The 26,633-nt window shown below is 69.6% G+C and carries 20 protein-coding genes and 1 pseudogene; 16 read left to right on the top strand and 5 right to left on the bottom strand.

The annotated features are described in order from the left end of the window. Nucleotides 1-12 precede the first annotated feature (12 nt). A complete protein-coding gene (locus tag LUX31_RS06615) occupies nucleotides 13-804 on the top strand; it encodes a polysaccharide lyase (RefSeq protein WP_235473835.1) in 792 nt (263 codons plus the stop codon). An 11-nt stretch (nucleotides 805-815) separates the two neighbouring features. Continuing rightward, nucleotides 816-2,696: a discoidin domain-containing protein gene (locus tag LUX31_RS06610; protein ID WP_235473834.1), complete on the top strand. Its 1,881-nt coding sequence runs from the start codon at nucleotides 816-818 to the stop codon at nucleotides 2,694-2,696. Nucleotides 2,697-2,702: 6 nt separating this feature from the next. On the opposite strand, the gene LUX31_RS06605 is transcribed toward LUX31_RS06610, so the two are convergent. Further along, nucleotides 2,703-4,529, bottom strand: a complete 1,827-nt coding sequence (locus tag LUX31_RS06605; RefSeq protein ID WP_235473833.1) for an AMP-dependent synthetase/ligase — start codon at nucleotides 4,527-4,529, stop codon at nucleotides 2,703-2,705. A 333-nt stretch (nucleotides 4,530-4,862) separates the two neighbouring features. Beyond that, nucleotides 4,863-5,726 carry a LysR substrate-binding domain-containing protein gene (locus LUX31_RS06600; protein ID WP_235473832.1) on the bottom strand — a complete coding sequence of 288 codons (864 nt, stop codon included), beginning with the start codon at nucleotides 5,724-5,726 and terminating at the stop codon, nucleotides 4,863-4,865. Nucleotides 5,727-5,897: 171 nt separating this feature from the next. On the opposite strand from LUX31_RS06600, the gene LUX31_RS06595 reads away from it, so the two are divergent. After that, nucleotides 5,898-7,007 carry a bile acid:sodium symporter family protein gene (locus tag LUX31_RS06595; protein ID WP_235479815.1) on the top strand — a complete coding sequence of 370 codons (1,110 nt, stop codon included), beginning with the start codon at nucleotides 5,898-5,900 and terminating at the stop codon, nucleotides 7,005-7,007. Here LUX31_RS06595 and LUX31_RS06590 read toward each other — a convergent pair. Further along, nucleotides 6,946-8,847 (bottom strand): sialidase family protein, encoded by a 1,902-nt coding sequence (locus tag LUX31_RS06590; protein ID WP_235473831.1) that lies wholly within the window; start codon nucleotides 8,845-8,847, stop codon nucleotides 6,946-6,948. The two genes, LUX31_RS06595 and LUX31_RS06590, sit on opposite strands and share 62 nt — an antisense overlap. A 334-nt stretch (nucleotides 8,848-9,181) precedes the next feature. Here LUX31_RS06590 and LUX31_RS06585 point away from each other — a divergent pair, with 334 nt between their 5' ends. Next, nucleotides 9,182-9,613, top strand: a complete 432-nt coding sequence (locus tag LUX31_RS06585; RefSeq protein WP_235473830.1) for a MarR family winged helix-turn-helix transcriptional regulator — start codon at nucleotides 9,182-9,184, stop codon at nucleotides 9,611-9,613. A 107-nt stretch (nucleotides 9,614-9,720) separates the two neighbouring features. Here the strand turns inward: LUX31_RS06585 and fdhD are convergent, their stop codons facing one another. Next, the gene (gene fdhD / locus LUX31_RS06580; RefSeq protein ID WP_235473829.1) at nucleotides 9,721-10,578 is read right to left on the bottom strand and encodes a formate dehydrogenase accessory sulfurtransferase FdhD; all 858 of its coding nucleotides are present in this window, start codon (nucleotides 10,576-10,578) and stop codon (nucleotides 9,721-9,723) included. Nucleotides 10,579-10,922: 344 nt separating this feature from the next. On the opposite strand from fdhD, the gene LUX31_RS06575 reads away from it, so the two are divergent. The 4 genes from LUX31_RS06575 (at nucleotide 10,923) to LUX31_RS06565 (ending at nucleotide 14,271) form a co-directional block, all read left to right on the top strand. After that, nucleotides 10,923-12,257, top strand: a complete 1,335-nt coding sequence (locus LUX31_RS06575) for an OFA family MFS transporter (RefSeq protein ID WP_235473827.1) — start codon at nucleotides 10,923-10,925, stop codon at nucleotides 12,255-12,257. Then, on the top strand, nucleotides 12,232-12,378 hold the full coding sequence (locus LUX31_RS37810; protein ID WP_443045930.1) for an MFS transporter small subunit: 147 nt from the start codon (nucleotides 12,232-12,234) through the stop codon (nucleotides 12,376-12,378). Before LUX31_RS06575 ends, LUX31_RS37810 begins: the two co-directional genes overlap by 26 nt. 145 nt (nucleotides 12,379-12,523) lie before the next feature. Beyond that, a complete protein-coding gene (locus LUX31_RS06570; protein ID WP_235473826.1) occupies nucleotides 12,524-13,477 on the top strand; it encodes a beta-ketoacyl-ACP synthase III in 954 nt (317 codons plus the stop codon). 113 nt (nucleotides 13,478-13,590) lie between these two features. Then, nucleotides 13,591-14,271 carry a GntR family transcriptional regulator gene (locus LUX31_RS06565; RefSeq protein WP_235473824.1) on the top strand — a complete coding sequence of 227 codons (681 nt, stop codon included), beginning with the start codon at nucleotides 13,591-13,593 and terminating at the stop codon, nucleotides 14,269-14,271. An 82-nt stretch (nucleotides 14,272-14,353) separates the two neighbouring features. On the opposite strand, the gene LUX31_RS06560 is transcribed toward LUX31_RS06565, so the two are convergent. Then, nucleotides 14,354-14,782, bottom strand: coding sequence for a PaaI family thioesterase (locus LUX31_RS06560; protein ID WP_235473822.1), 429 nt, complete (start codon nucleotides 14,780-14,782; stop codon nucleotides 14,354-14,356). A 264-nt stretch (nucleotides 14,783-15,046) separates the two neighbouring features. Between LUX31_RS06560 and LUX31_RS06555 the strand changes: the two genes are divergently transcribed. From LUX31_RS06555 to LUX31_RS06520, 8 genes and pseudogenes are all read left to right on the top strand, one after another. Next, nucleotides 15,047-16,228 (top strand): ROK family transcriptional regulator, encoded by a 1,182-nt coding sequence (locus tag LUX31_RS06555; RefSeq protein WP_235479814.1) that lies wholly within the window; start codon nucleotides 15,047-15,049, stop codon nucleotides 16,226-16,228. Between the two features lie 178 nt (nucleotides 16,229-16,406). Beyond that, nucleotides 16,407-17,927: pseudogene (locus LUX31_RS06550) on the top strand (sugar ABC transporter ATP-binding protein); the annotation flags it as partial. Nucleotides 17,928-18,103: 176 nt separating this feature from the next. Beyond that, the gene (locus LUX31_RS06545; RefSeq protein ID WP_235473819.1) at nucleotides 18,104-19,123 is read left to right on the top strand and encodes an ABC transporter permease; all 1,020 of its coding nucleotides are present in this window, start codon (nucleotides 18,104-18,106) and stop codon (nucleotides 19,121-19,123) included. 17 nt (nucleotides 19,124-19,140) lie between these two features. Then, entirely contained in the window at nucleotides 19,141-20,187 is a 1,047-nt protein-coding gene (locus LUX31_RS06540; protein ID WP_235473817.1) for a substrate-binding domain-containing protein, read from the top strand. Nucleotides 20,188-20,335: 148 nt separating this feature from the next. Then, the gene (locus tag LUX31_RS06535; RefSeq protein WP_235473816.1) at nucleotides 20,336-21,586 is read left to right on the top strand and encodes a Gfo/Idh/MocA family protein; all 1,251 of its coding nucleotides are present in this window, start codon (nucleotides 20,336-20,338) and stop codon (nucleotides 21,584-21,586) included. A gap of 15 nt (nucleotides 21,587-21,601) precedes the next feature. Further along, nucleotides 21,602-22,606, top strand: coding sequence for a sugar phosphate isomerase/epimerase family protein (locus tag LUX31_RS06530; protein ID WP_235473814.1), 1,005 nt, complete (start codon nucleotides 21,602-21,604; stop codon nucleotides 22,604-22,606). Between the two features lie 81 nt (nucleotides 22,607-22,687). Further along, nucleotides 22,688-25,234: a PQQ-dependent sugar dehydrogenase gene (locus tag LUX31_RS06525; RefSeq protein WP_235473812.1), complete on the top strand. Its 2,547-nt coding sequence runs from the start codon at nucleotides 22,688-22,690 to the stop codon at nucleotides 25,232-25,234. Between the two features lie 12 nt (nucleotides 25,235-25,246). Further along, the gene (locus LUX31_RS06520) at nucleotides 25,247-26,614 is read left to right on the top strand and encodes a ThuA domain-containing protein (RefSeq protein ID WP_235473811.1); all 1,368 of its coding nucleotides are present in this window, start codon (nucleotides 25,247-25,249) and stop codon (nucleotides 26,612-26,614) included. Nucleotides 26,615-26,633 lie beyond the last annotated feature (19 nt).

Raw genomic sequence — 26,633 nt, 5'->3', positions numbered from 1 at the left:
GTGATTAGTGTCATGAGCGCATCCAGAAGGGTGCTACTGGGCGCCGCCCTCGGCGGTGCCGCCGGCGCGGCCGTCGGTCTGCCGACCGCCACCACCGCCCACGCCGCCTCCTGGCAGCAGAAGTGGGCCCCGTCGGCGAGCGTGAACGGCCTCGGCGCCTTCGAGACCATCGAGGACGACCGCGCCGACTCCCACACCTCCGCGAGCCCGCACATCTACGCCACCGGCAACAACTGGCGCTTCAACATGCACACCGTCGACCGCGACACCTCGACCGACCGTCAGCGCCAGGAGGTCACGGGCCTGCGCAACGGAAGCGGCAGCAACTACCTGAAGTGGACCGAGGGGCAGACCTGGCGGATCACCTACTCGATGTACATCCCCAGCTCGCTCAAGGCGACCACCACCTTCACCCACATCATGCAGATGAAGCAGCCGGGCAGCGGCACCTCGCCGCTCGTCGTGCAGTCGCTGCGCCGGGTGAACGGCGTGCAGACCATCGAACTCAAGCTGGCCATCGACAACTTACTGATCGGCCGTACGAACCTGGAGCCGCTGCACAACAAATGGACCGACGTCGACTTCCAGATCAAGGTCGGCAACGGCTCGGCGGGCACGGTCCGTTGGATCCTCACGTCGGGCGGCTCGACGGTGATCGACGCCTCGAAGACCGGCGTCGACACCTTCCTGGCTGACCGGGTGCGCCCGAAGTGGGGCATCTACCGCTCCCTCGGCGATACCTCCGGGTCCCTCCAGGACACCTACCTGCTGCTCACCAACCTCCGCGGCTACCAACTCGTCTGAGGAGCCGTCACATGCCACCACCCCCCACGTTCCGAACCCGTGGCGCGGCGACGATGGTCCTGCTGGTCCTCGCTGTCGTCCTCGGTCTGACCGGCCCCTCGACCGCTCTCCCGGCCCCGCGACAGTCCGTTGCCACCTCTGCCGTTGACAAGGCCGTTGCCGCCAGTCCGCGTGATCTGGAGAACCCCCGCCAGGAGTTCCTGCGCAACTCAGTCGGCGGCCTCTTCCTGCACTGGGGTCTGCGCACCGCGCCCGCCCACACCGACTGCACCGCCTGGGAGAACGACGTCACCAACGGAGGCTGGACGCCCGACTACTGGGTGCGGGAGGCGCAGAAGCTGCACACCCAGTACCTCGTCCTCGCCAGCTTCCACAGCCGCCTCGGCTACGCCCGTGCCTGGCCGTCGGACATCCCCGGATCCTGCTCCACCCAGCGGGACTTCCTCGGCGAGCTGATCACCGCGGCCAAGTCCAAGGGCCTGAAGGTCATCCTCTACATGACCGACGACCCCCAGTGGCACGCCGAGGGCGGTCACGAGTGGCTCGACTCGGCCGCGTACTCCGCCTACAAGGGCACGAACGTCGACCTGACCACCCGCGAGGGCTTCGGGCAGTACAGCTACGACAACTTCTTCGAGGTCATGGACCGTTACCCCGACCTCGGCGGCTTCTGGATCGACAACGACAACGCGTACTGGGAGAGCCACGACCTCTACCGGCAGATCTACGAGAAGCGTCCGCACTACACGCTCAGCAACAACAACGAAGACACCCCGATCATGGACATGGTCAGCAATGAGCAGAAGACGGGAATGACCCCGGCCTACGACTATCCGCAGGCCGTCTACACCGCTCAACCCCGCCTGACCGAGGCCGACTTCAAGCTGCCCTCGACCGGAGCCTGGTGGTACGACGGCTCCGATCCGGCCGTCGACAGAAAACTCACCCTGGGCCGCCTGATCACCAACGCGGGCTCCTCGGTGAAGGCACTGATGGCCGAAACAGCTCAGGTCAACGGTAAGTTCCCGGCGAACCAGGCGGCCTTCAACGACTTCGCCGAGTCCTACCTGGACCCCATCTGGCAGTCCCTGCACGGCACCGAGGGCGGCGGCTACATGTACGGCGGCCTCAAGCCCGGCTTCTGGAACGACGGCGCGCACGGCGTCACGACGATCAGCAGGGCCAACCCCAACCGGCAGTACGTCCACGTCCTGACCCCGCCCACCACCAGCACCCTGCGCATCCGCGACAACGGCTACCGCATCGCCTCCGTCACCAGCCTCCGTACCGGAGCGGCCATTTCATGGTCCCAGTCCGGTGGCGTGCTCACCCTGACCGGGCTCGGCGACTGGGATCCGTACGACACCGTCTTCAAGGTCACCACGGCCGGCCGCCAGGGCATCCTGACCGGCGTCACGACCAGCGCGAGCGCCTCGACGAGCGGTCACGCCGGATCGGCCGCCGCCGACGGCGACCACCTCACCTACTGGGACAGTGACAAGACCCTGCCCGTCGACCTGACCTTCGATCTCTGCTCGGTGAAGCGGGTGCGGTACATCGGGCTCAACCAGCGCGAGGACTCCGTCGCCTACGCCCGCTCCGCCACCGAGCAGTCCGCGCGGATCAAGGACTACAAGGTCTACCTGAGCGACGACGGCTCGGACTGGGGGAGCGCGGTCAAGACCGGGCAGCTCCCAAGTCACCGTGGAATCCAGGTCATCGACCTCACCGCGGCCGACACCCGGTACGTCCGCCTGGAGATCGACTCCACCTGGGCCGCCGCCACCGACACCACCCGCCACCAGCGGCTGCGGATCGACGAGGCCTGGATCGGCAGGGCGTACGCCACACCGACCGCGCGGGCCGCCCTGGACATCGGTCAGGCCCGCTGAAAAGGGTCAGGCCCGGTACAGGGCCTCGACCTCCTTCGCGTACGCGTTCTCGATCGCCTTGCGCTTCAGCTTCAGGGACGGCGTCAGCAGACCGTGTTCCTCGGTGAACGGCTGGGCCAGGATACGGAAGGTGCGGATCGACTCGGCCTTGGAGACCAGGGTGTTCGCGGCGACCACCGCGCGCCGCACCTCCTTCTCCAGGTCCGGGTCGCGCACCAGTTCCGTCGGGGTCAGCTGCGGTTTGTCACGCATCGTGAGCCAGTGCTCGACCGCCTCCTGGTCCAGGGTGACCAGGGCCGCGATGTACGGGCGGTCGTTGCCGACCAGGATGCACTGGGCGACGAGCGGGTGGTCCCGGACGCGTTCCTCCAGGGCCCCGGGGGAGACGCTCTTGCCGCCCGAGGTCACCAGGATCTCCTTCTTGCGGCCGGTGATCGTGAGGAAGCCGTCGTCGTCGAGGGAGCCCAGGTCACCGGTGGCGAGCCAGCCGTCGTGCAGGGTCGCGTCCGTCGCCTTCTGGTTGTTCAGATAGCCCTGGAAGACGTTGTCGCCGCGCAGCCAGATCTCGCCGTCGTCCGCGATGTGCACCGTCATGCCCGGGATGGCCTGGCCGACCGTGCCGTACCGGGTGCGCTCGGGCGGGTTCGCGGTGGCCGCGGCCGTCGTCTCCGTGAGGCCGTAACCCTCGTAGATGTGGACGCCCGCGCCCGCGAAGAAGAGCCCGAGCCGCCGGTCCATCCCCGAACCGCCCGTCATGGCGTGCCGTACGCGCCCGCCCATCGCGGCCCGGATCTTGGAGTACACGAGCTTCTCGAAGAGCTGGTGCTGCATCCGCAGGCCCGCCGACGGACCGGGGCCCACGTCCCAGGCCTTCTCCTCCACGGCCTCCGCATAGCGCACCGCGACCTCGACGGCCTTCTCGAAGGGGCCCGACTTGCCCTCCCGCTCGGCCTTGCGGCGGGCCGCGTTGAAGACCTTCTCGAAGATGTACGGCACCCCGAGGAAGAAGGTGGGTCTGAAGGCGGCGAGGTCGGGCAGCAGAGCCGCCGCGTTCAGCTGGGGCTGATGGCCGAAACGCACCCCACCGCGGATCGCGGCGACCTGCACCATCCGGCCGAAGACATGGGCGAGGGGGAGAAAGAGGAGCGTCGCCACCTCGTCGCCCTTCCTGGAGTGGAACACCGGTTCCCAGCGCTCGATGACGGTGTCCGCCTCGAACATGAAGTTGGCGTGGGTGATGACACAGCCCTTGGGGCGGCCCGTGGTGCCGGAGGTGTAGATGATCGTCGCCGTCGAATCGGGCGTGACCGCGAGCCGCTGCCGGTGCACCATCTCGTCGTCGAGGTGCGCCCCGGCCTCGTACAGCTCCTGCACGGCGCCCACGTCGAGCTGCCACAGCTGGCGCAGCTGGGGGAGGCGGTCGATGACCGTGGCGATGGTCATCGCGTGGTCCTCGTGCTCCACCATCGCCGCCGTCACCTCGGCGTCGTACAGCATCCAGAAGACCTGCTCGGCGGAGGACGTCGGATAGACGGGCACCACCTGGGCGCCGATCGTCCAGAGCGCGTAGTCGAAGAGCGTCCACTCGTAGCGTGTACGGGACATGATCGCGACGCGGTCCCCGAACCGGATGCCCTGGGCGAGCAGGCCCTTGGCGAGGGCGAGCACCTCGTCGCGGAACTCGCCCGCGGTCACGTCCCGCCACTGGCCGGCCTCGTCCTTGCGGCCGAGCGCGACCCGGAGGGGGTTCTCCTGGGCATGCTCGTAGACCACGTCGGCCAGTCCGCCCACGGGCGGCGCCAACGCCAACGGAGGGTTGGTGAATTCGCGCAAACCCGCTCCTAGTGACGCTCCGGCTCGGCGCGGTGAAAGCTACCTCACAGCCCTGTGCCGCGGGAGGGGGTACCAAACCGAACGGTGTTCGGCTTCGACGCCGTCACCGGGCGGAAAATGCGTCTGTATGGGTAGGGGACGGACAGAATCTCTTACGTCGAAGTACGTTCCGGGTCCGTAATCTCCACCGAATCCGACCGAGCCGATCACCGCCCGCACCAGGCCTCTTGGGGCGCTCTTTAAGGTTCAAGGAGCGCTTCGGGCGACCGCTTCGCTCTCTCTGTCTGCGCCCCGGACGCCGTTCTTGTCACACCTGGATCGCAGTTGCGGCCTTCACCGCCGGTGCAGCCGGTCCCCGCTCGTGAGGATCGCCGCCGCCAGCGCGTCCGCCGCGCTCTGGGCCGACGTACGACGACGGCCGTGGACCAGGACGAAGTCGACCCGCCCCAGCTCCGGCAGCCCGAAGCGGTCGGGTACGCGGACCAGGCCGGGCGGGATCAGTCCGCGCGAGTGGGCCATCACACCGAGGCCGGCCCGGGCCGCCGCGATCAGCCCGTTGAGGCTGCCGCTGGTGCAGGCGACGCGCCAGGCCCGCCCCTGCTGCTCCAGGGCCTCCATGGCGAGGGCGCGGGTGATGCCCGGCGGCGGGTACACGATCAGCGGCACCGGGCGGTCGGGGTCAAGCCGGAGCCGTTCCGCGCCGATCCACACCAGCTCGTCGTGCCACACCGGCTCGCCGCGCGGGTCCTCGGGGCGCCGCTTGGCCAGCACGAGGTCCAGCTTCCCGGCGGCCAGTTGCTCGTGCAGGGTGCCCGACAGCTCCACGGTCAGCTCCAGATCGACCTCGGGATGGTCGTACCGGAAGCCCTCCAGGATCTCCGGCAGCCGGGTCAGTACGAAGTCCTCCGACGCGCCGAACCGCAGCCGGCCGCGCAGCCGCGTACCCGTGAAGAACGCCGTCGCCTGCTCGTGCACGTCCAGGATGCGGCGGGCGAAACCGAGCATCGCCTCGCCGTCCTCGGTCAGCTCCACGGAGTGCGTGTCCCGGGTGAACAGCTGCCGCCCGGTCGCGTCCTCCAGGCGCCGCACATGCTGGCTGACCGTCGACTGACGCAGCCCGAGCCGCCGGGCGGCCTGCGTGAAGCTGAGCGTCTGGGCCACGGTCAGAAAGGTCCGCAGATGAGAGGGGTCGTACACACCCTCCACGCTAGCGCGTCATCGCGAAACGTGATGACAGTCAGAGCGGTGTACGGGATTCCCGATCACGAACCCGAGGAGGACGATGGAAAGGGCACGACCGTCCATGAACCTGACATCCCTGTCCCCGAGTAGTGGAGCACCGTGAAACGCCTGAAGTGGCCGAGCTGGATGCCGATCGACCCCTACATCCTGCTGTTGCTCGGGACGGTGGGCCTCGCGGCGCTCCTCCCCGCGCGCGGGACGGGCGCCGACGTCGCATCCGGTGCTTCCACGGCCGCCATCGCCTTCCTCTTCTTCCTCTACGGCGCCCGCCTCTCCACCCGCGAGGCGCTGGACGGGCTGAAGCACTGGCGGCTGCACGCCACGGTCCTCGCCTGTACGTTCGTCGTCTTCCCGCTGCTCGGCCTCGCCGCCCGTGGACTCGAACCGGTGTTCCTGACCCACGACCTCTACACCGGCCTGCTCTTCCTCACCCTCGTCCCGTCCACGATCCAGTCGTCCATAGCCTTCACGTCGATGGCCCGGGGCAATGTGCCCGCCGCGATCTGCGCGGGCTCCTTCTCCTCCCTCGTCGGCATCGTCGTCACCCCGCTGCTCGCGGCCACCCTGCTCGGCAGCACCGGCGGCGGCTTCTCGCTCGACTCGCTCCTGGAGATCGTGCTCCAGCTGCTGGTCCCGTTCGTCGCCGGGCAGCTGCTCCGGCGCTGGATCGGCGCGTTCATCACCCGGCACAAGAAGGTGCTCGGGCTGGTCGACCGGGGCTCCATCCTCCTCGTCGTCTACACCGCGTTCAGCGAGGGCATGGTCGAGGGCATCTGGCACCAGGTCAGTCCGGCGCGGCTCGCCGGACTGCTGGTCGTCGAGGCCGTACTGCTCGCGGTGATGCTGACGCTCACCTGGTACGGCGGCAAGGCGCTCCGCTTCGACCGCGAGGACCGGATCACGATCCAGTTCGCCGGCTCGAAGAAGTCCCTGGCGGCGGGACTCCCCATGGCAAGCGTCCTGTTCGGCCCCCAGGCCTCACTGGCCGTACTGCCCCTGATGCTCTTCCACCAGATGCAGCTGATGGTCTGCGCGGTCATAGCCAAACGCCGCTCGCAGGACCCGGTGGGTTCGGGTGCGCAATGCGCCCCGAAAGGGGCGCGGGGCTGTGTTGATTTGCGGCTCCGCCGCGGGGCGCGACAAGCCCCCACCGGGCCCGCGGCCGACGAACCGCCTACTTCACGGCGCGACTCGCGGTCACCTGATCCAGAGGCAGCCAAAGCACCGTATTGCTAGTGGCCGTAGCCGGATCCACCGTCGCGGTCATCGCCGCGGCGGACAGCTCCGCCGTGCCCAACGCCCGGTCCCACACCCGCACATCATCGATCGCACCTCCGAAGTGCTGCAGACTGTCCATCCGCTCCCCGACATGCACCCCGAACGCCGAGTTGCGACTGACAGACCCGGCAACGTCCGCGACACTCACCGCCGTACCGTCGACGAAGAGCGTGAACTGGCCACCGCCACGACGCAGAGCGGCGAAGTGCCACTGCCCGTCGTTGTAGGTACCCACGGAGGTCGCCGACGCCGTCCTGACCGCCGACGCGCCGTCCCGGACGGTCATCAGCCCCCGGACACGGTTGCTCGCGGGCTCGGCGCGCAGCCAGACCTGCGGCTGGGTGGAGCCGACCCCGCCCATCCACAGCAGCGGCCGGTCACCCGTCGTCGCCGTGGTACGGAACCAGAGGGCCACCGTGAAGTCCTTCGTGCCGAGCGGCAGCCGGTCGCTGTACGGGAGGCGTACGGCGTCGTCCACGCCGTCGAACTCCAGTGCGCCGCCACCGAACACACCGTCGGTCCGCGCGGCGCCGCCGAGAACGGCGGCCGGGCGGGCGCCCGGGGCCAGGTCACGGGTGGTCGGATCGGGGCCGCGCGCCGGGGTCAGCCAGTCCTCGGAGAAGCGGGCGAAGCGGATCTCGTCGCGGGCGTCGACGGTGCCTCCCTCGTACAGCAGGCCCACCATCGTGCTGTCGATCTTCACCAGATCGGAGTAGCCCGACCAGTCCCGGGTGACGACCGTGCCCCGGTCCACGCTGTCCCAGGTGCGTCCTCCGTCGTACGACGAACGGATCATCATCGTCCGGCGCCGGTCGGGATCGCCCGGGCAGGCCAGCAGTACGCGGGCGCCGAAGTCGACGGTGGAGCACTGGACCTGGGGCGCGTAGAGGTCAGGGAGGGCGTGGAACGGGGTCTGGAAGCTGCTGCCGCCGTCGGCGCTGAAGGCCTGGGTGCGGTGTCCGAGATCCGTACCGTCCTGTTCGCGCCCGCTGACCAGGATCACCCCGTCCTGGCGCTCGGTGAGCGTCACCTCGGAGGGTTTCTGCCGGAAGGTGCCGTCGGCCGCGATCGGCCAGGTGTCGGTGGCGCCGACCTTCCAGTGGTTGCCGCCGTCGTCGCTGATGATCAGCGCGGCGTGGTTGGCGCTGATCCGGCTGCCGTCCCACGTCTCGGTGTTGACGCCGAAGACGAGCCGGCCCGCGTGCGCCCCCCGGGTGAGCTGGATGCCGTGCACGGGGCCCGTCGCGTACCAGGAGTTCCACTCGGGCGGCATGATCTCGGCGCTGAGGTCGCGCGGCTCGGACCAGGTCAGTCCGTCGTCGTCGCTGTACTGCAGATGGGGGCTGCGGTCGCAGGGCACCGGGCAGTTGCCGCCGCCCCGGCCCGTGTTCCAGGTCTCCGCGAGGAGGATGCGGCCGGTCTCCCGGTCCACGATCGGCGCCGGGTTGCCGTGGGTGTCGACCCCGCCGTCGTCCACGACCTGGAGCGGACCCCAGGTGACGCCGTCGTCGGTGGACCTCTTGACGACGATGTCGATGTCACCGGCGTCCCCGCAGTTGTCCTTCCGCCCCTCGGAGAACGCCAGCAGCGTGCCCTTCAGGGTCCGGACGACGGCCGGGATCCGGTAGCAGGCATAGCCGGGGTCCTGGGAGGCCCGGAAGAGTACCTGCTGCTCGAACGTGGCCGTCGGGGTGGCCTGTTCGGCGCCCGCGGGGCTCGGCAGCGCGAACAGCAGAGCGGCCGTGGTGAACACGGCCGTGAGGGTGGATCTGAGACGTGCGCGAAGACTTGACGGCATGTGCGGCCCTGCCCTTCAACGTCTGGACTTCATGCGTCTGGACTTCAGAGTTCTGAACGTGAGTCGGTGATTTCAGAGGTCTGGACATCTGAACAACAGGGCATCCGGAAATTCGGACATCCCACGTCCAACTTGCGCGCATCAGACGGTAGTTGGCTGCTCAGCTGCCCCACAAGAACCGCGTGACGCGGTATCAGGACAACCTTGCTATTCGGCCGGGCAGGGCCACGCCGCCGACATCGACCACACCGCACCTCCGCGAGAACCGTTGGGAGTCCCAACGATAAACGTATAACCGTTGGGAGGTCCAATGATTATTCGCTAGTCTTTTCCTATGTCTGCCGAACTTCGTTCGATACGCGTCCTCCCCAGCTGGATCCTGGGGAGGGCAGCCGACCGCGGGCGGGCGCTGGTCGCCGCCGCGCTGGCCCGTGAAGGGCTGAAGATGTGGCATCACGTGGTGCTCTCCGCCGTCGCGGAGCTGGGCCCGGTCGCGCAGGCCGAACTGGTGCGCGGGGTGGGGCTCGACGCCAAGGACATGGTCGGCGTGCTCAACGATCTCCAGGACGCCGGACTGGTCGTCCGCGCACCCGACCCGCACGACCGGCGCAAGAACGCGGTGACGCTCACCGCGGACGGACGGCGGCTGCTGGCCCGCTGCGAACGGGCCGCGCGCAGGGCCAACGACGAGCTGCTGGCGCCGCTCACCGTCGTGGAACGCGAACTGTTGACGTCCCTGCTCACCCGGGTCTCGGGCACCGGGTAGCGGAGGACCGGTGGTAGAGGCGGGGCCCCAGTGGCGCAGGGGGCGCTCCCCGCCGTTCGGGGCCCCGCCGCCGTGCCGCGGGGAAGCCGGTCAGCCCTGGCGGCCGGTCAGCCCTGGGAGGCCGCGGCCGTCAGGGCGATACGGTCCTCGCCCGCGTACACGTTCATGTTGGAGCCCCGGAGGAACCCCACCAGCGTCAGCCCCGACTCGGCCGCCAGGTCGACGGCGAGCGACGAGGGTGCCGAGACGGCCGCCAGTACCGGGATCCCGGCCATGACCGCCTTCTGTGCCAGCTCGAACGAGGCCCGCCCCGAGACCAGCAGGATCGTCCGGGACAGCGGCAGCCGGCCGTTCTGGAGTGCCCGCCCGACCAGTTTGTCGACCGCGTTGTGCCGGCCGACGTCCTCACGGATGTCGAGCAGTTCGCCCTCCTCCGTGAACAGGGCCGCCGCGTGCAGGCCCCCGGTCCGGTCGAACACCCGTTGGGACGCGCGGAGCCGGTCGGGGAGGCTCGCGAGCAGTTCGGGTGCAAGCCGGACCGGGGGAGCGTCGGCGCCGTCGTCGATGGGCCAGCGGGCAGTCGTACGGACGGCGTCCAGACTGGCCTTGCCGCACAGCCCGCACGAGGACGTCGTGTACACGTTCCGCTCCAGCGTGATGTCGGGCAGCACCACGTCCGGAGCCGTCCGCACATCGACCACGTTGTACGTGTTCGAGCCGTCGTCCGTGGCGCCCGCGCAGTACACGATGTTCTGGAGTTCGCGCCCCTCGGCGAGCACGCCCTCGCTCACCAGGAAGCCGGCGGCGAGTGCGAAGTCGTCGCCCGGTGTCCGCATGGTGATGGCGATCGGCTTGCCGTTCAGCCGGATCTCCATGGGTTCCTCGGCGACGAGGGTGTCCGGACGGGCGGAGACCGCGCCGTCCCGGATGCGGATCACCTTGCGTCGTTCCGTGACTCGTCCCATGCCTTGATCAGCCCCGGTTCTGTACGTGCTGGTGGGTGGCCTTCACGGTCTCATTGTCCTGCACGGGCGAGGAGCGTGGCCGTGAGGTGGAACCGTGCTGGCGAATATTGTCTACAGTATGGTAGTTGCCTCGGCAAGGGGTGTGGCAAGACCTGCGGCACGGGTCGGACGGGCCGCGCGAGGCGTCCGTGGCTCGGAAGCGGTGTTCGGCGCTGCCCCGGGGATACCGTTCGTCCGGTCCGAACGACCGTTCGGCGCACCCCGGATACCGCTCACCGCATACGGTCGGCGAGTTCGACGGGCCGTCTTCCCAAGGATGCGGCCGGTTCCTATCGTCCGGGATCATGAGTCCCCCCATCGCGCCACCCGGCTGGAGCCGCTGGCTCGTTCCTCCGGCCGCCCTCTCGGTCCATCTCTCCATCGGCCAGGCCTACGCCTGGAGCGTCTTCAAGCCGCCCCTGGAATCCGCCCTCGGCCTCAGCGGCACGCAGAGCGCGCTGCCCTTCCAGCTCGGCATCGTCATGCTCGGCCTGTCCGCCGCGTTCGGCGGCACCCTCGTCGAGCGCAACGGTCCGCGCTGGGCCATGACCGTCGCCCTGGTCTGCTTCTCCTCCGGCTTCCTGCTCGCCTCGCTCGGCGCCGCCACCGAGCAGTACTGGCTGATCGTCTTCGGCTACGGCTTCGTGGGCGGCATCGGCCTCGGCATCGGGTACATCTCGCCCGTCTCCACCCTGATCAAGTGGTTCCCCGACCGGCCCGGCATGGCCACCGGCATCGCCATCATGGGCTTCGGCGGCGGCGCGCTCATCGCCTCGCCCTGGTCGGCGCAGATGCTGGAGTCGTTCGGCTCCGACAGCTCCGGGATCGCGCTCGCCTTCCTGGTGCACGGACTGTCGTACGCCGTGTTCATGTCGCTCGGGGTACTCCTCGTGCGGGTGCCGCGCGGCGACAAGCCCGCCGCGGGCGGGGCGAGCGGGCCCAGTTCCCTCTCGGGCGTCCAGGTCTCCGCGCGCAGTGCCGTGCGGACCCCCCAGTTCTGGTGCCTGTGGGTCATCCTCTGTATGAACGTGACCGCGGGCATCGGCATCCTGGAGAAGGCCGCGCCCATGATCAAGGACTTCTTCGCGGACAGCTCCACACCGGTCTCGGTGTCGGCGGCGGCCGGCTTCGTCGCGCTGCTGTCGGCGGCCAACATGGCGGGCCGGATCGGCTGGTCGTCCACCTCCGACCTGATCGGCCGCAAGAACATCTACCGCGTCTACCTGGGCGTGGGCGCGCTGATGTACGCCTCGATCGCCTGGTTCGGGGACTCCTCCAAGCCGCTGTTCATCCTGTGCGCGCTGGTGATCCTCTCCTTCTACGGCGGCGGCTTCGCCACCATCCCCGCCTATCTGAAGGACCTCTTCGGGACCTACCAGGTCGGCGCGATCCACGGGCGGCTGCTCACCGCCTGGTCCACGGCCGGTGTCCTCGGCCCGTTGATCGTCAACTGGATAGCCGACCGGCAGGAGGAGGCAGGCAAGACCGGCTCCGCCCTGTACGGAATGTCGTTCTACATCATGATCGGACTGCTCGCCGTCGGCTTCGTCGCCAACGAACTCGTCCGCCCCGTCGACCCCCGCCACCACATCCCCGCACCGAAGGAGGCCGCCGATGGCCGGCGAGAGCAGTCCGTCTGAGAGCGCGGGACCGCCCGACCGGCGGCCCTTGATCGTGTTCGCCTGGGTATGGGTGGGGGCCCCGCTCTGCTACGGGGTCTACGAACTGGTACAGAAGGCGACACAACTGTTCACGGGGTAGGTGTTCGGTCGCCATGGGGTCTGATGGAAGCCGACAACCCTGCCGCGTGAATCCTGTGGCATCGCGTGCCGTCGTACTGGTGAGTCACTGATCAGACTGGTGGATCCCGCTACCGAAATGCAGTAAGCAGTAAGGGGACCCACTCATGAACGGCTCGCGCATCGCCGCCGTCGGTCACTACCAGCCCGCCAAGGTGCTCACCAACGAGGATCTGGCGGGTCTGGTCGACACCAACGACGAGTGGATCAGAAGCCGGGTGGGCATCCGTACGCGCCACATCGCCGGGCCCGACGAGCCCGTCGACGAGCTGGCCGCGCACGCCGCAGCCAAGGCGCTCGCGGCGGCGGGCCTGGCCGCGAGCGACATCGACCTCGTCCTCGTCGCCACCTCCACGGCCGTCGACCGCTCCCCGAACATGGCCGCCCGGGTCGCGAACCGGATCGGCGTCCCCTCGGCGGCCACGATGGACCTCAACGTCGTGTGCGCCGGCTTCACCCACGCCCTGGCCACGGCCGACCACGCGGTACGGGCCGGGGGATCGGTACGGGCACTCGTCATCGGCGCCGACAAGATGTCCGCGGTGGCGGACTGGACCGACCGCACGACCTGCGTACTCGTCGGGGACGGGGCAGGCGCGGCGGTCGTCGAGGCCTGTCCGCCGGCTGAGGGGGGAATCGCCGGCATCGGGCCCGTGCTGTGGGGTTCCGTGCCCGAGATGGGGCACGCCGTACGGATCGAGGGCACCCCCTCGGTGTTCGCACAGGAGGGGCAGAGCGTCTACCGCTGGGCCACCACCCAACTGCCGCGCATCGCCCGCCAGGCCTGCGAGCGCGCGGGACTCGCCCCCGAGGACCTCGCCGCCGTCGTCCTGCACCAGGCCAACCTGCGGATCATCGAACCGCTGGCGGCGAAGATCGGCGCGGTGAACGCCGTCGTGGCCCGCGATGTCGTCGAGTCCGGCAACACCTCGGCCGCCAGCATCCCGCTCGCCTTTTCGAAGCTCGTCGAGCGCGGCGAGATCGCCACCGGCGACCCGGTCCTGCTGTTCGGCTTCGGCGGCAACCTCTCGTACGCCGGACAGGTCGTCCGCTGTCCCTGAGTGCCCCGGTGTCCGTGCGCCCTCCGGCTCCTGTGCACCGTGGACTGTAGACGAAAGACAATTCATACTGGCGTCCCGGCTGCTCTGCCCGGCGCTGACCCAGGGGGACCGCGATGTTCTCGACGACAGGACTGCCGCAGGGCGCGGTACCGAAGCTCGAACGTCCCGGTCCGCTCCGTGACCGGGTGTACGAGGCGCTGCTCGAACTGATCACCACCCGTGCCCTGCAACCCGGCCAGCACCTCGTCGAGAGCGAACTCGCCGGGCATCTGGGGGTCTCCCGGCAGCCGGTGCGCGAGGCGCTCCAACGGCTCAGCACGGACGGGTGGGTCGATCTGCGGCCCGCCCAAGGTGCCTTCGTGCACGAGCCGACGGAGGAGGAAGCCGACCAACTCCTCACAGTCCGCACGCTGTTGGAGGCCGAGGCGGCCCGGCTCGCCGCCACGGGCGTCGGCCGTGCCGGCATCGAGGTGCTGGAGCAGCTGTGCGCCGAGGGCGAGCGGGCGGTGGCCGAGGACGACGTGGACGGCGCGGTCGCGATGAACGCCCGATTCCACGCGAAGGTCATGGAGCTGGCCGGCAACACGGTTCTGGCGGAGCTGGCAGCGCAGGTGGACCGGCGGGTGCGCTGGTACTACACGCCGGTGGCCCGGCAGCGCGGTCGGCAGTCGTGGATCGAGCACCGCGAACTGATCGCGGCGATCGCGGACGGTGACGGACAGCTGGCCACGGAGGTCATGCGGGCCCACACGGAACACACCCGCAAGACGTACCACGAGCGCCCGCGCGACTGAGCGCTCCGCCGGGCTTCCGGCATCTGCGGTATCTGTCGTATCTGGGGGATCCGTGGTAGCTGCGAGTCATGTGCCGCATGCCCTACTCGCCGCCCAGCACCGCCTGCGTCTGTGTCGTCTGGCCCACCCGCCTGCCCTCGTCGTCGTACAGATCCGTCTGTACGACGACGAAGGACCGGCCCACATGCAGCGGCCGTGCCTCGGCCCTGACCTTGCCCGAGCGGACACCTCGGAAGAAGTTGGTCTTCGACTCCACCGTCGAAGTCCCCGCGCCCGGCGGCAGATTGAGGAACGCGCACACCGCGCCGACGGTGTCCGCGAACGCCATCAGCGCACCCCCGTGCAGGGTGCCGCCCACCGTGCACAGCCGCTCGGACCACGCCAGCACGCCCGTGGTGCGCTCGGCCCCGGCCTCCTCCAGCTCGATGCCCAGCTCCGCCGCGAAGGGCAGCGCGGCAAGGATCGTGGCGGCGAGTTCGCCGGGGCGGGGAGCTTCGGGCGGCGTGGTCATGGCTCTCCTCTCACGGTGACGGGCGCGGGCTGAACCAGTGTGCTGTCGCGGGCGGGCCGGGTCGATGACCCGCGAGGTAATGCGCCATGCGTCGGTACGCGGCTCCTCCTTTGTCCTCTCAGAGGAAGAAGTCGGCGGCAATCTGTGCGCAACTTCTTCCCAGTCCCGGCAGCCGCTGCTACGTTCCACTCGAAAGCCCGGCGAAGTGGCCGGAAACCATGGCCGGTTGGTGCCTGACTAGGCGGGGAGGGGCTCGTGAGACGTATGACCGCGCGACCCGCGAACGCCCATCAGGCCCGGCTGCTGCGGCTGTTGCGTGACGGTGGGCCCAACTCCCGGGCCCAGCTGGGGGACCAGGTCGACCTGTCCCGGTCCAAGCTGGCCGTGGAGGTGGACCGGCTCCTGGAGACGGGCCTGGTCGTGGCCGACGGACTCGCCGCCTCGCGCGGTGGCCGCCGCTCCCACAACATCCGGCTCGCCCCCGCCCTGCGCTTCCTCGGCGTCGACATCGGCGCGACCTCGATCGACATCGCGGTCACCAACGCCGAACTGGAAGTACTGGGACACCTCAACCAGCCCATGGACGTACGCGAGGGCCCGGTCGCGGTCTTCGAGCAAGTCCTGTCCATGGCGGCCAAGTTGAAGGCCTCCGGGCTCGCGGAGGGGTTCGACGGCGCAGGAATCGGCGTCCCGGGCCCGGTCCGCTTCCCCGAGGGCGTACCGGTCGCCCCGCCGATCATGCCCGGCTGGGACGGCTTTCCCGTACGGGAGGCGCTCAGCCAGGAACTGGGCTGCCCGGTGATGGTCGACAACGATGTGAACCTGATGGCGATGGGGGAGCAGCACGCGGGCGTCGCCCGTTCCGTGGGCGACTTCCTCTGCGTCAAGATCGGCACCGGAATCGGCTGCGGCATCGTCGTCGGCGGTGAGGTCCACCGCGGGGTGACGGGCAGCGCCGGCGACATCGGACACATCCAGGCCGTGCCCGACGGCCGCCCGTGCGCCTGCGGCAACCGGGGCTGCCTGGAAGCCCACTTCAGCGGCGCCGCACTCGCCCGCGACGCCAAAGAGGCGGCCCAGCAAGGACTTTCGGCGGAACTCGCGGCCCGGCTGGAGGCGAGCGGCGCCCTGAGCGCCGTCGACGTCGCCGCCGCCGCTGCCGCCGGGGACGCCACCTCGCTCGACCTGATCCGCGAGGGCGGCAACCGCACCGGCCAGGTCATCGCCGGCCTGGTCAGCTTCTTCAACCCCGGCCTGGTGGTGATCGGCGGCGGGGTGACCGGCCTCGGCCACACCCTGCTCGCCGCGATCCGCACCCAGGTCTACCGGCAGTCACTGCCGCTGGCGACCGGCAACCTGCCCATCGTGCTGGGGGAGTTGGGCCCCACCGCCGGAGTCATCGGCGCGGCCCGGCTCATCAGCGACCACCTGTTCTCACCCGCGTAGCCACTCCCTTTTCTCACCTGCGTAGCCACTCCGTACCTACGGCTCATCAGTCCCGTAATTACGGCTCACCAGTACAGCGCCCTGCTCTGCCCTGCTCAAATCGCCTGCCCAGCAAGCGATTTGCCCACCCAACGACTTGCCCTGCAACCGGCCCGCACGCCCGCCAAGGGGAACCGTCATGGCACCAGAACCACCGCTGCTCAGCATGTCCGGCATCACCAAGTCGTTCCCCGGCGTCCGGGCCCTCGACGGCGTCGACCTCGATGTCCAGGCCGGTGAAGTGCACTGTCTGCTCGGCCAGAACGGCGCCGGGAAGTCCACGCTCATCAAGGTCCTGGCCGGCGCCCACCAGCCCGACGACGGCACCATCACCTGGCGCGGCGAGCCCGTCACCCTGCGCTCGCCCATCGCCGCCATGCGCCTCGGCATCGCCACCATCTACCAGGAACTCGACCTGGTGGAGCACCTGTCGGTCGCCGAGAACGTCCACCTGGGCCATGAACCCACGACCGCCGGATTCGTCGTGCGCGGAAAGGCGGCCAAGGCCTCGACTGCCGCCCTGCTCAAGCGACTTGGGCACCCGGAGGTCGATCCCGGGCGGCTGGTGGGGGAGTTGTCGGCGGCGCAGCAGCAGATCGTGTCGATGGCGCGGGCTCTCTCCCATGACGTACGGCTGATCGTCATGGACGAGCCGTCCGCCGCGCTCGACCCGGAGGAGGTCGACAACCTCTTCCGGATCGTCGGTGACCTGACCGCCGACGGGGTCGCCGTCGTCTACATCTCGCACCGGCTGGAGGAGATCCGCCGCATCGGCGACCGCGTCACCGTCCTCAAGGACGGCCGGGCGGTGGCGGGCGGACTCCCCGCGAAGTCCACACCGACCCGCGAGGTCGTCGCCCTGATGACGGGACGGAACGTCGAGTACGTCTTCCCGGAGCGCCCGACGACACCGGGGGATGCGGGCGCCGCGCCGGTCCTTCAGGTCCAAGGACTGGCCAGGGAGGGCGAGTTCGCACCCGTCGACCTCACCGTGCGACCCGGCGAGATCGTCGGCCTCGCCGGACTGGTCGGATCCGGGCGCTCCGAGATCCTGGAGACGATCTACGGCGCCCGCAAGCCGACAGCCGGTCAAGTCCGCGTCGACGGCAAGGCGTTGCGGCCGGGCAGCGTACGGGCCGCCGTGCGCGCCGGACTCGGCCTCGCCCCCGAGGAACGCAAGGCGCAGGCCCTGCTGATGCTGGAGTCCGTCACCCGCAATGTGTCGGTCTCCTCCATGTCCCGCTTCGCACGCGGGGGTTGGATCGACCGGGGCGCCGAACTCGGCGCCGCCCGCGCCGCCACCCGCGAACTGTCGCTGCGGCCCGACAACCCCTCCGTACCCGTCCGCACCCTCTCCGGCGGCAACCAGCAGAAGGCGGTCCTCGCCCGCTGGCTGCTGCGCGGCTGCCGGGTCCTGCTGCTCGACGAACCGACCCGGGGCGTCGACGTCGGCGCCCGCGCCGAGCTGTACGCGGTGATCCGCCGCCTCGCCGACGAGGGCCTCGCCGTCCTGCTGGTCTCCAGCGAAGTGCCCGAGGTGCTCGGCCTCGCCGACCGGGTGCTCGTACTGCGCGAGGGCCGCGTCGTGCACACGGCACCGGCCCGCGAACTCGACGAACACCGCGTACTCGACCTCGTGATGGAAGGAGCCCCTGTGGCCAGCGCAAGCGCAGCGGCCGGCAGCTCTGTGGCCGATGCTGCATCTTCCCGGGGGGCGTCCCCCGGACCCCCGGCAGAAGAACAGGTCGGTCCGACTGACCGGCGTGCACCTCGCGAGGCGGACCCGAGTAACCCCGCCGCCGGTAGCCCTGCGGACGGTGAAAGGGGCCCGGCATCATGACGCAGCCTGTCTCCCCGCCGCGTGACAGCACCGACAAGGTCCCGTCGACCGGTCAACTCCCTGCCTGGAAAGGCATGGTGGCCCTCGCCGACGTCCGTACCCTCTCCCTCCTCGGCGTGCTCGCCGCGCTGATCGTCGTCGGCGGCATCACCAAGCCCGACGAGTTCCTCGACACCCGCAACCTCCAACTCGTCCTCACCCAGGGCTCGGTGATCGGTGTCGTCACCGTCGGGATGACCTTCGTCATCATGTCGGGCGGCATCGACCTGTCGGTCGGCGCGATCGTCGCCCTCGCCTCGGTCTGGGCGACCACCGTCGCCACCCAGGAGTACGGCTTCGCGGGCATCCTCTTCACCGCGGTGCTCGTCGGAGTGGGCTGCGGCTTGGTCAACGGGCTGCTCATCGCGTACGGCGGGATGGTCCCGTTCATCGCCACGCTCGCCATGCTGGCCTCTGCGCGCGGACTCGCCCTCCAGATCACGGACGGCAAGACGCAGATCGTCACCATCGACAGCGTCCTGGACCTCGGCGAGCGCGACGCGTACATCCTCGGCATCCCGCCGCTGGTGTTGGTCTTCGCGGTCGTGACGGTCATCGGCTGGCTGATACTGAACCGCACCACCTTCGGTCGCCGCACGGTCGCCGTCGGCGGCAACGCGGAGGCTGCCCGCCTGGCCGGCATCGACGTACGCCGCCAGCGCCTCTACCTCTACCTCCTGTCCGGACTGTGCTGCGGAATCGCCGCCTTCCTGCTGATCATCCTGTCCGGCTCGGGCCAGAACACCAACGGCAACCTGTACGAGCTGGACGCAATCGCCGCCGCGATCATCGGCGGCACCCTGCTCAGCGGGGGTCGCGGCACCATCGTCGGCTCCGTCCTGGGCGTCCTGATCTTCACCACGATCACCAACATCTTCGCCCTGAACAACCTGCAGAGCGACGTACAGCAGATCGCCAAGGGCGCGATCATCGTCGCCGCCGTGCTCGTCCAGCGCCGTACCGCAAGCACGACCTGAGGGAAGGGTTCACCGCCATGCCAGAGTCGACGCCTTTCACGAGCCGCAGAGGGCTGCTCTTCGGGACCGCCGCCGTCGGGGCGGGAGTCCTGCTCTCCGGTTGCACCAGCAACGAGTCCGACGACGAGCCCGCGACCAACGAGCAGCCGGCCGCCAGCGACACCCCCGGCAAGGCCGTCACCATCGGCTTCGCCGGACCGCAGGCCGACCACGGCTGGCTCAACGCGATCAACGACAACGCCAAGAGCCGCGCCAAGAAGTACTCCGACGTGACCCTGGAGATCACCGAGGGCTCCAACGACACCGCCGCGCAGATCGGCCAGATCGAGACCCTGATCAACAAGAAGGTCGACGTCCTGGTGATCCTGCCCGCCGACGGCAAGGCGCTCACCCAGGTCGGCCTCAAGGCCATGCGCGCCGGAATCCCGGTCGTCAACCTGGACCGGATCTTCAACACCCCGCAGGCGTACCGCTGTTGGATAGGCGGCGACAACTACGGCATGGGCCTCAACGCCGGTCACTACATCGGCGAGCAGCTCAAGGACGTGGACGGCGCCAAGGTCATCGAACTCGCGGGCCTCGACAACCTGGAACTGACCCAGCAGCGCACCAAGGGCTTCGACGACGCCCTGAAGAACTACCCGAACATCAAGAAGGTCGCCCGCCAGGCCGCCGAGTTCACGGTCGAGTCGGGCCAGGCCAAGATGGCCCAACTCCTCCAGGCCCAGCCCGAGTTCAACGCCCTGTGGAACCACGACGACGACCAGGGCGTGGGCGCCCTCCGCGCCATCGAACAGGCCGGCCGCGACGACTTCCTCATGGTCGGCGGCGCGGGCGCCCTCTCCGCCTTCCAGGCCATCAAGCAGGACAACGGCGTCCTGAAGGCGACGGTGCTCTACCCACCCACGATGGCCGCCTCGGCCATCGACCTGGCCCGCGCCCTGGGCCAGGCCAAGGGGGTGAGCGGCCTCGCCGAGTTCGAGATCCCGTCATCGATCACGCTCTATTCGGCGGTCGTCGACAAGACAAACGTCGACCAGTACATGCCGACGGGCTTCAAGTAGAGGGACCGGGGCCGGGGGCTGGGGGCGACTTCCAGGGCTTGCGGTTCGGCCGCGCCCCCAAAGGGGCGCGGGGAACTGCGCGACCAGCCACAACGCACCCGCAGCCGACCCGCTGGACCACCCCCCACCACCTGAGGAGGACATCCGCATGGCAGAGCCGCAGGCAGACGCCGCCGAGGCCGACAAGCCGGCACTGGGCATCGGCATGATCGGATACGCGTTCATGGGCGCAGCCCACTCCCAGGGCTGGCGCACAGCGGGCCGCGTCTTCGACCTGCCCCGGCGCCCGCTGCTCGCAGCGATCTGCGGCCGTGACGCCGACGCCGTCCAAGCCGCGGCGGACCGCCACGGCTGGGCCGCGGCCGAGACCGACTGGCGCGCCCTGATCGAACGGGACGACGTCGACGTCGTAGACATCTGCACCCCCGGCGACAGCCACGCCGAGATCGCCCTAGCCGCCCTCGCCGCAGGCAAACACGTCCTGTGCGAGAAGCCCCTCGCGAACTCCGTCGAGGAGGCCGAGGCGATGACGGCGGCGGCCGAACAGGCCGAGCAACGCGGCCAGTTGGCGATGGTCGGCTTCAACTACCGCCGCCTGCCCGCCACCGCACTCGCCCGTTCCATGGTCGCCGAGGGCAGGCTCGGCAGCCTGCGGCACGTTCGAGTGACGTACCTTCAGGACTGGCTGGTGGACCCGGAGTTCCCCCTCACCTGGCGGCTGCGCAAGGAGGCCGCGGGGTCGGGCGCGCTCGGCGACCTGGGCGCCCACATCGTCGACCTCGCCCAGTACCTCGCGGGCGAGGAACTCACCGGAGTCTCCGCCCTCACCGAAACCTTCGTACGGGAACGCCCGTTGCCCGGCGGCCCGACGAGCGGTCTCTCCGCCGCCGCAACCGCCGGTGTCGGACAGGTCACCGTCGACGACGCGGCCCTGTTCACCGGCCGCTTCCCCTCGGGCGCCCTCGCCTCCTTCGAGGCCACCCGGTACGCGACCGGCCGCAAGAACGCCCTGCGCATCGAACTCAACGGCGGGCACGGCTCGTTGGCCTTCGACCTGGAGCGCCTCAACGAACTCGCCTACCACGACGGCACCGAACCCGGCACCCACGCGGGCTTCCGCCGCATCCTCGTCACCGAACCCGACCACCCCTACCTCGACGCCTGGTGGCCGCCGGGCCACGGCCTCGGCTACGAGCACAGCTTCGTCCACCAGGCCCGCGACCTGGTCCACGCCATCGCGGCGGGCAGTCGGCCCAGGCCGTCCTTCGCGGACGGCCTCCAGGTGCAACGCGTCCTGGCGGCGGTCGAGGAGAGCGCGGAGAAGAACTCCGTCTACACGCCCATCAAGGTCTCACCCACCACGGCCCCACCCACCACGGCCTCGCCCGTATCGGTCTGAGGAGGCTCGACGAGAATGCCGCGCGATTTCACTCTCTTCACCGGCCAGTGGGCCGACCTGCCCCTCGAAGAGGTCTGCCGCCTCGCCCGTGACTTCGGCTACGACGGACTCGAACTCGCCTGCTGGGGCGACCACTTCGAGGTCGACAAGGCGCTCGCGGACCCCTCCTACCTGGACGGCCGCCACCAACTCCTCGACAAGTACGGCCTCAAGTGCTGGGCGATCTCCAACCACCTGGTCGGCCAGGCCGTTTGCGACGCCATCATCGACGAACGCCACCAGGCGATCCTGCCCGCCCGCATCTGGGGCGACGGCGAGGCGGAGGGCGTACGGCAGCGGGCGGCGGCCGAGATCGCCGACACCGCACGGGCCGCGGCCGCCTTCGGCGTCGACACCGTCATCGGGTTCACCGGCTCCGCGATCTGGCACCTGGTCGCGATGTTCCCGCCCGCCCCGGAGTCGATGATCGACCGTGGCTACCAGGACTTCGCCGACCGCTGGAACCCGATCCTGGACGTCTTCGACGCCCAGGGCGTGCGGTTCGCGCACGAGGTCCACCCGAGCGAGATCGCCTACGACTACTGGACAACCCAGCGTGCCCTGGAGGCAGTTGACCACCGGCCCGCGTTCGGCCTGAACTTCGACCCCTCGCACTTCGTGTGGCAGGACCTCGACCCGGTCGGCTTCCTGTGGGACTTCCGCGACCGGATCTACCACGTCGACTGCAAGGAGGCCCGCAAGCGGCTCGACGGCCGCAACGGCCGCCTCGGCTCGCATCTGCCCTGGGGCGACCCGCGCCGTGGCTGGGACTTCGTGTCGGCGGGCCACGGCGATGTCCCCTGGGAGGACGTCTTCCGGATGCTGCGCTCCATCGGCTACCAGGGGCCCATCTCCGTGGAGTGGGAGGACGCCGGCATGGACCGGCTCCAGGGCGCCCCCGAGGCACTGGCGCACCTCAAGGCGTACGACTTCGAGCCGCCGTCGGCTTCGTTCGACGCGGCGTTCGGCAGCAACGACTGAGCCTTTCCCGAGTACTTCTCGAGACCTGAGTACTTCCCGAATGTTCCGGGGTGACGGCGCACCCCGGCGTATCGCACCCGCATGTACAACGAGCCCCATTCGGAGGCATTCGTGCACGCGAAAGACGGCACCACCCGCACCGGCAGAACCGAGAGTCACAGACGACACCCCGGATTCCGCAGAGCGCTCGCCCTGTTCACGGGCGCCGTGCTCGCGGGAGCGTCACTGACACTGGCCGTTCCCCAGGCCGGCGCAGCCGTCGCCGACCCGGCGGACACCCCCGTGGCGGCAGCCGCCGCCGAGGACTTCCAGCAGGTCACCCTCGCCAAGGGCGAACCGGAGGTCGGCGAGCCCATGTCGCTCGCCGTCCTCCCCGACCGCTCGGTCCTGCACACCTCGCGCGACGGCGAACTCCGCATCACCGACGCCGCCGGAAACACCCGGCTCGCCGGCAAGCTCGACGTCTACTCCCACGACGAGGAAGGCCTCCAAGGCATCGGCGTCGACCCGGAGTTCAGCACCAACCGCTTCATCTACCTGTACTACGCACCCCCGTTGAACACCCCGGCGGGCGACGCCCCCGAGACGGGCACCGCGGCCGACTTCGCGCCCTTCGAGGGCGTCAACCGGCTCTCCCGGTTCGTCCTCAACGCCGACGGCACCCTGAACAACGCCAGCGAGACGAAGATCCTCGACGTCCCGGCCTCGCGCGGCCTGTGCTGCCATGTCGGCGGCGACATCGACTTCGACGCGGCGGGCAACCTGTACCTGTCGACGGGCGACGACACCAACCCCTTCCAGTCCGACGGGTTCACGCCCATCGACGAGCGCGCGAACCGCAACCCGGCCTTCGACGCCCAGCGTTCGTCCGCCAACACCAACGACCTGCGCGGCAAGATCCTGCGCATCAAGGTCAACGCGGACGGCTCGTACGCCGTCCCGGACGGCAACCTGTTCGCGGCCGGCACGGACAAGACGCGCCCCGAGATCTACGCGATGGGCTTCCGCAACCCGTTCCGCTTCAGCGTCGACAAAGCGACCGGCATCCTCTACATCGGTGAGTACGGCCCCGACGCGGGCGCCGCCGACCCGAACCGAGGCCCCGCCGGCCAGGTCGAGTTCGCCCGCGTGACCGGCCCCGGCAACTACGGCTGGCCCTACTGCACCGGCGCCAACGACCCCTACGTCGACTACGACTTCGCGACCGGCACCTCGGGCGCCAAGTTCGACTGCGCCGCCCCGAAGAACACCTCGCCCAACAACACCGGCCTCACCGACCTTCCCCCGGCGCAGGCCGCCTGGATCCCGTACAACGGCCCGTCCGTACCGGAGTTCGGCGACGGCTCCGAGTCCCCGATGGGCGGCCCGGTCTACCACTACGACCCCGCGCTCGACTCCCCGGTCAAGTTCCCGGAGGCCTACGACGGCGACTTCTTCGCCGGTGAGTTCGGCCGCCGCTGGATCAAGCGCATCAGCAGCGACGCCGACGGGACCGTCCAGTCCATCAACGACATCCCGTGGACCGGCACCCAGGTGATGGACATGGCCTTCGGGCCCGACGGCGCGCTGTACGTCCTCGACTACGGCCTCGCCTGGTTCGGCGGCGACGAGAACTCCGCCCTGTACCGCATCGAGAACGCCACCGACGGCCACTCCCCGGTCGCGCAGGCCGCCGCCGACGTCACCTCCGGACAGGCCCCGCTGAAGGTGAAGTTCTCCTCCGCCGGCACCACCGACCAGGACGGCGACGCCCTCACGTACAGCTGGGACTTCGGCGACGGCGGTACGTCGACCTCGGCGAACCCCACCCACAAGTACAGGACGAACGGCACGTACACGGCGACGGTGACCGCCAAGGACGCCTCCGGTCGCACCGGCGGCGCGAGCGTCCAGGTCGTCGTCGGCAACACCGCGCCCAAGGTGGTCCTCCAACTCCCGCAGGACGGCCAGCTGTTCGAGTTCGGCGACGCCATTCCGTTCCAGGTGAAGGTCACCGACCGCGAGGACGGCCGGAACATCGACTGCACGAAGGTCGAGGTCACCTTCATCCTCGGGCACGACAGCCACGGCCACCCGCAGACCTCGGCCAACGGCTGCTCCGGCACCATCCAGACCAGCGCCGACGGCGGCCACGACCCCAACGCCAACATCTTCGGGGTCTTCGACGCCCAGTACACCGACCTCGGAGGCGGCGGCCAGGCACCTCTGACCACCCACGACCAGAACGTCGTCCAGCCCACCCACCGCCAGGCCGAGCACTTCAACAACTCCTCGGGTACGACGGTGAGTTCACGCGAGTCGGCCAACGGCGCCAAGACCGTCGGCGACATCGACAACGGCGACTGGATCGCCTTCACGCCGTACGTCCTGAGCAACGCCAAGTCGCTCACGGCACGCGTCGCCTCCGCCGGCGCGGGCGGCAGGCTGGAGATCCGCGCGGGCTCACCGACCGGCAAGGTGCTGGGCCGTACGACCGTACCGACGACCGGCGGCTGGGACACCTACCAGGACGTCACCGCCACCCTCTCCCACACCCCGAAGGGCACGACCACCTTCTACCTGGTCTTCAAGGGAGCGACGAGCGGCGACCTCTACGAGGTCGACGACTTCCACTTCACCACTGGCTGAGGGGAGTGCGCCATGCGACCAACAGGCCGAACCATCACCGCTGTTGTGGGCACGGCACTGCTCCTCGGATGCGTGTCGACCCCGGCCGCCTCCAAGCCCGCACCACGACACACCGACCGGGTGCTCGTCTTCTCCAAGACGGCGGCCTTCCGGCACGACTCGATCCCCGACGGCATCGCAGCACTCAAGGAACTCGGCGCGAGCGCCGGCTTCCGGGTCGACGCGACGGAGGACGCGACCGCGTTCAACCCGGCGAACCTCCGCCGGTACGCGGCCGTCGTCTTCCTCTCGACGACCGGCGATGTCCTGACGGACCGTCAACAACGTTCCTTCGAAAGCTACATCCACCGCGGCGGCGGCTATGTGGGCATCCACGCGGCTGCCGACACGGAGTACGACTGGCAGTTCTACGGTGGCCTCGTCGGCGCCTACTTCCAGGGCCACCCGGCGATCCAGCCGGCCCGGACAGTGGTCGAGGACCGCGCCCACCCGGCCACCTCGGCCCTGGGCGCGGACTGGAACCGTACCGACGAGTGGTACAACTACCGCTCCAACCCCCGGAGTTCGGTACGCGTCCTGGCCTCCCTCGACGAGTCCTCGTACACCGGCGGCACGATGAACGGCGACCATCCGATCGCCTGGTGCCAGAACTACGCGGGCGGACACTCCTTCTACACCGGCGTCGGCCACCTGCCATCCGCGTACGCCGAACCCGCCCTCCGGCAGCACCTGTTGGGCGCCCTGCGCTGGGCCACCGGCAAGGCCCAGGCGGACTGCCGCCCGGAGAACGGTTACCAGCCGCTCTTCGACGGCACCTCCCAGACGGGCTGGAGACAGGCGGGTCCGGGCACCTTCACCCTCTCCGACGACGGCACACTCACGTCGTCGGGCGGGATGGGGATGCTCTGGTACGCCGACCGGAGCTTCGGCGCCTACTCGCTGAAGCTCGACTGGAAGGCCCACGGCGACGACAACTCCGGGGTGTTCGTGGGCTTCCCGCCCTCGGACGACCCCTGGTCGGCCGTCTCCCAGGGCTACGAGATCCAGATCGACGCCACCGACGCCCCCGACCGCACCACCGGGGCCGTGTACGGGTTCAAGTCCGCCGACGTGAAGAAGCGCGACCGCGCGCTGAATCCGCCGGGGGAGTGGAACACGTACGAGATCCGCGTGGAGGGCGAACGCCTCCGCGTCTGGCTCAACGGCGTGCAGATCAACGATTTCACCAACACCGATCCGGCCCGCAGCCTGCGGGACGGCCACATCGGCATCCAGAACCACGGAGCCGACGACCAGGTGTCCTTCCGTGACATCCGGATCAAGGAACTGCCCGTCATGCCCGCGAACACGCCGGCGACCCCGGCCACCACGGGCCACTGAGCGGCGGCGGGCGGGGGAC

Source organism: Streptomyces sp. GQFP (assembly GCF_021545335.1).
Classification (GTDB): domain Bacteria; phylum Actinomycetota; class Actinomycetes; order Streptomycetales; family Streptomycetaceae; genus Streptomyces.
Note: the sequence above shows the minus strand (reverse complement) of the source record. Positions and strands in the feature narration are given on the sequence as shown.

Excerpts from the sequence above, each read along its gene's own strand:
- LUX31_RS06610 (WP_235473834.1), top strand. The coding sequence starts at position 816 with ATGCCACCACCCCCCACGTTCCGAACCCGTGGCGCGGCGACGATGGTC.
- LUX31_RS06555 (WP_235479814.1), top strand. The coding sequence starts at position 15,047 with ATGACCGCGCGACCCGCGAACGCCCATCAGGCCCGGCTGCTGCGGCTG.
- LUX31_RS06535 (WP_235473816.1), top strand. The coding sequence starts at position 20,336 with ATGGCAGAGCCGCAGGCAGACGCCGCCGAGGCCGACAAGCCGGCACTG.
- LUX31_RS06545 (WP_235473819.1), top strand. The coding sequence starts at position 18,104 with ATGACGCAGCCTGTCTCCCCGCCGCGTGACAGCACCGACAAGGTCCCG.
- LUX31_RS06575 (WP_235473827.1), top strand. The coding sequence starts at position 10,923 with ATGAGTCCCCCCATCGCGCCACCCGGCTGGAGCCGCTGGCTCGTTCCT.
- LUX31_RS06570 (WP_235473826.1), top strand. The coding sequence starts at position 12,524 with ATGAACGGCTCGCGCATCGCCGCCGTCGGTCACTACCAGCCCGCCAAG.
- LUX31_RS06595 (WP_235479815.1), top strand. The coding sequence starts at position 5,898 with ATGCCGATCGACCCCTACATCCTGCTGTTGCTCGGGACGGTGGGCCTC.
- LUX31_RS06530 (WP_235473814.1), top strand. The coding sequence starts at position 21,602 with ATGCCGCGCGATTTCACTCTCTTCACCGGCCAGTGGGCCGACCTGCCC.
- LUX31_RS06565 (WP_235473824.1), top strand. The coding sequence starts at position 13,591 with ATGTTCTCGACGACAGGACTGCCGCAGGGCGCGGTACCGAAGCTCGAA.
- LUX31_RS06520 (WP_235473811.1), top strand. The coding sequence starts at position 25,247 with ATGCGACCAACAGGCCGAACCATCACCGCTGTTGTGGGCACGGCACTG.
- LUX31_RS06525 (WP_235473812.1), top strand. The coding sequence starts at position 22,688 with ATGTACAACGAGCCCCATTCGGAGGCATTCGTGCACGCGAAAGACGGC.
- LUX31_RS06615 (WP_235473835.1), top strand. The coding sequence starts at position 13 with ATGAGCGCATCCAGAAGGGTGCTACTGGGCGCCGCCCTCGGCGGTGCC.
- LUX31_RS06560 (WP_235473822.1), bottom strand. The coding sequence starts at position 14,782 with ATGACCACGCCGCCCGAAGCTCCCCGCCCCGGCGAACTCGCCGCCACG.
- LUX31_RS06540 (WP_235473817.1), top strand. The coding sequence starts at position 19,141 with ATGCCAGAGTCGACGCCTTTCACGAGCCGCAGAGGGCTGCTCTTCGGG.
- LUX31_RS06585 (WP_235473830.1), top strand. The coding sequence starts at position 9,182 with ATGTCTGCCGAACTTCGTTCGATACGCGTCCTCCCCAGCTGGATCCTG.
- LUX31_RS06590 (WP_235473831.1), bottom strand. The coding sequence starts at position 8,847 with ATGCCGTCAAGTCTTCGCGCACGTCTCAGATCCACCCTCACGGCCGTG.
- LUX31_RS37810 (WP_443045930.1), top strand. The coding sequence starts at position 12,232 with ATGGCCGGCGAGAGCAGTCCGTCTGAGAGCGCGGGACCGCCCGACCGG.
- fdhD (WP_235473829.1), bottom strand. The coding sequence starts at position 10,578 with ATGGGACGAGTCACGGAACGACGCAAGGTGATCCGCATCCGGGACGGC.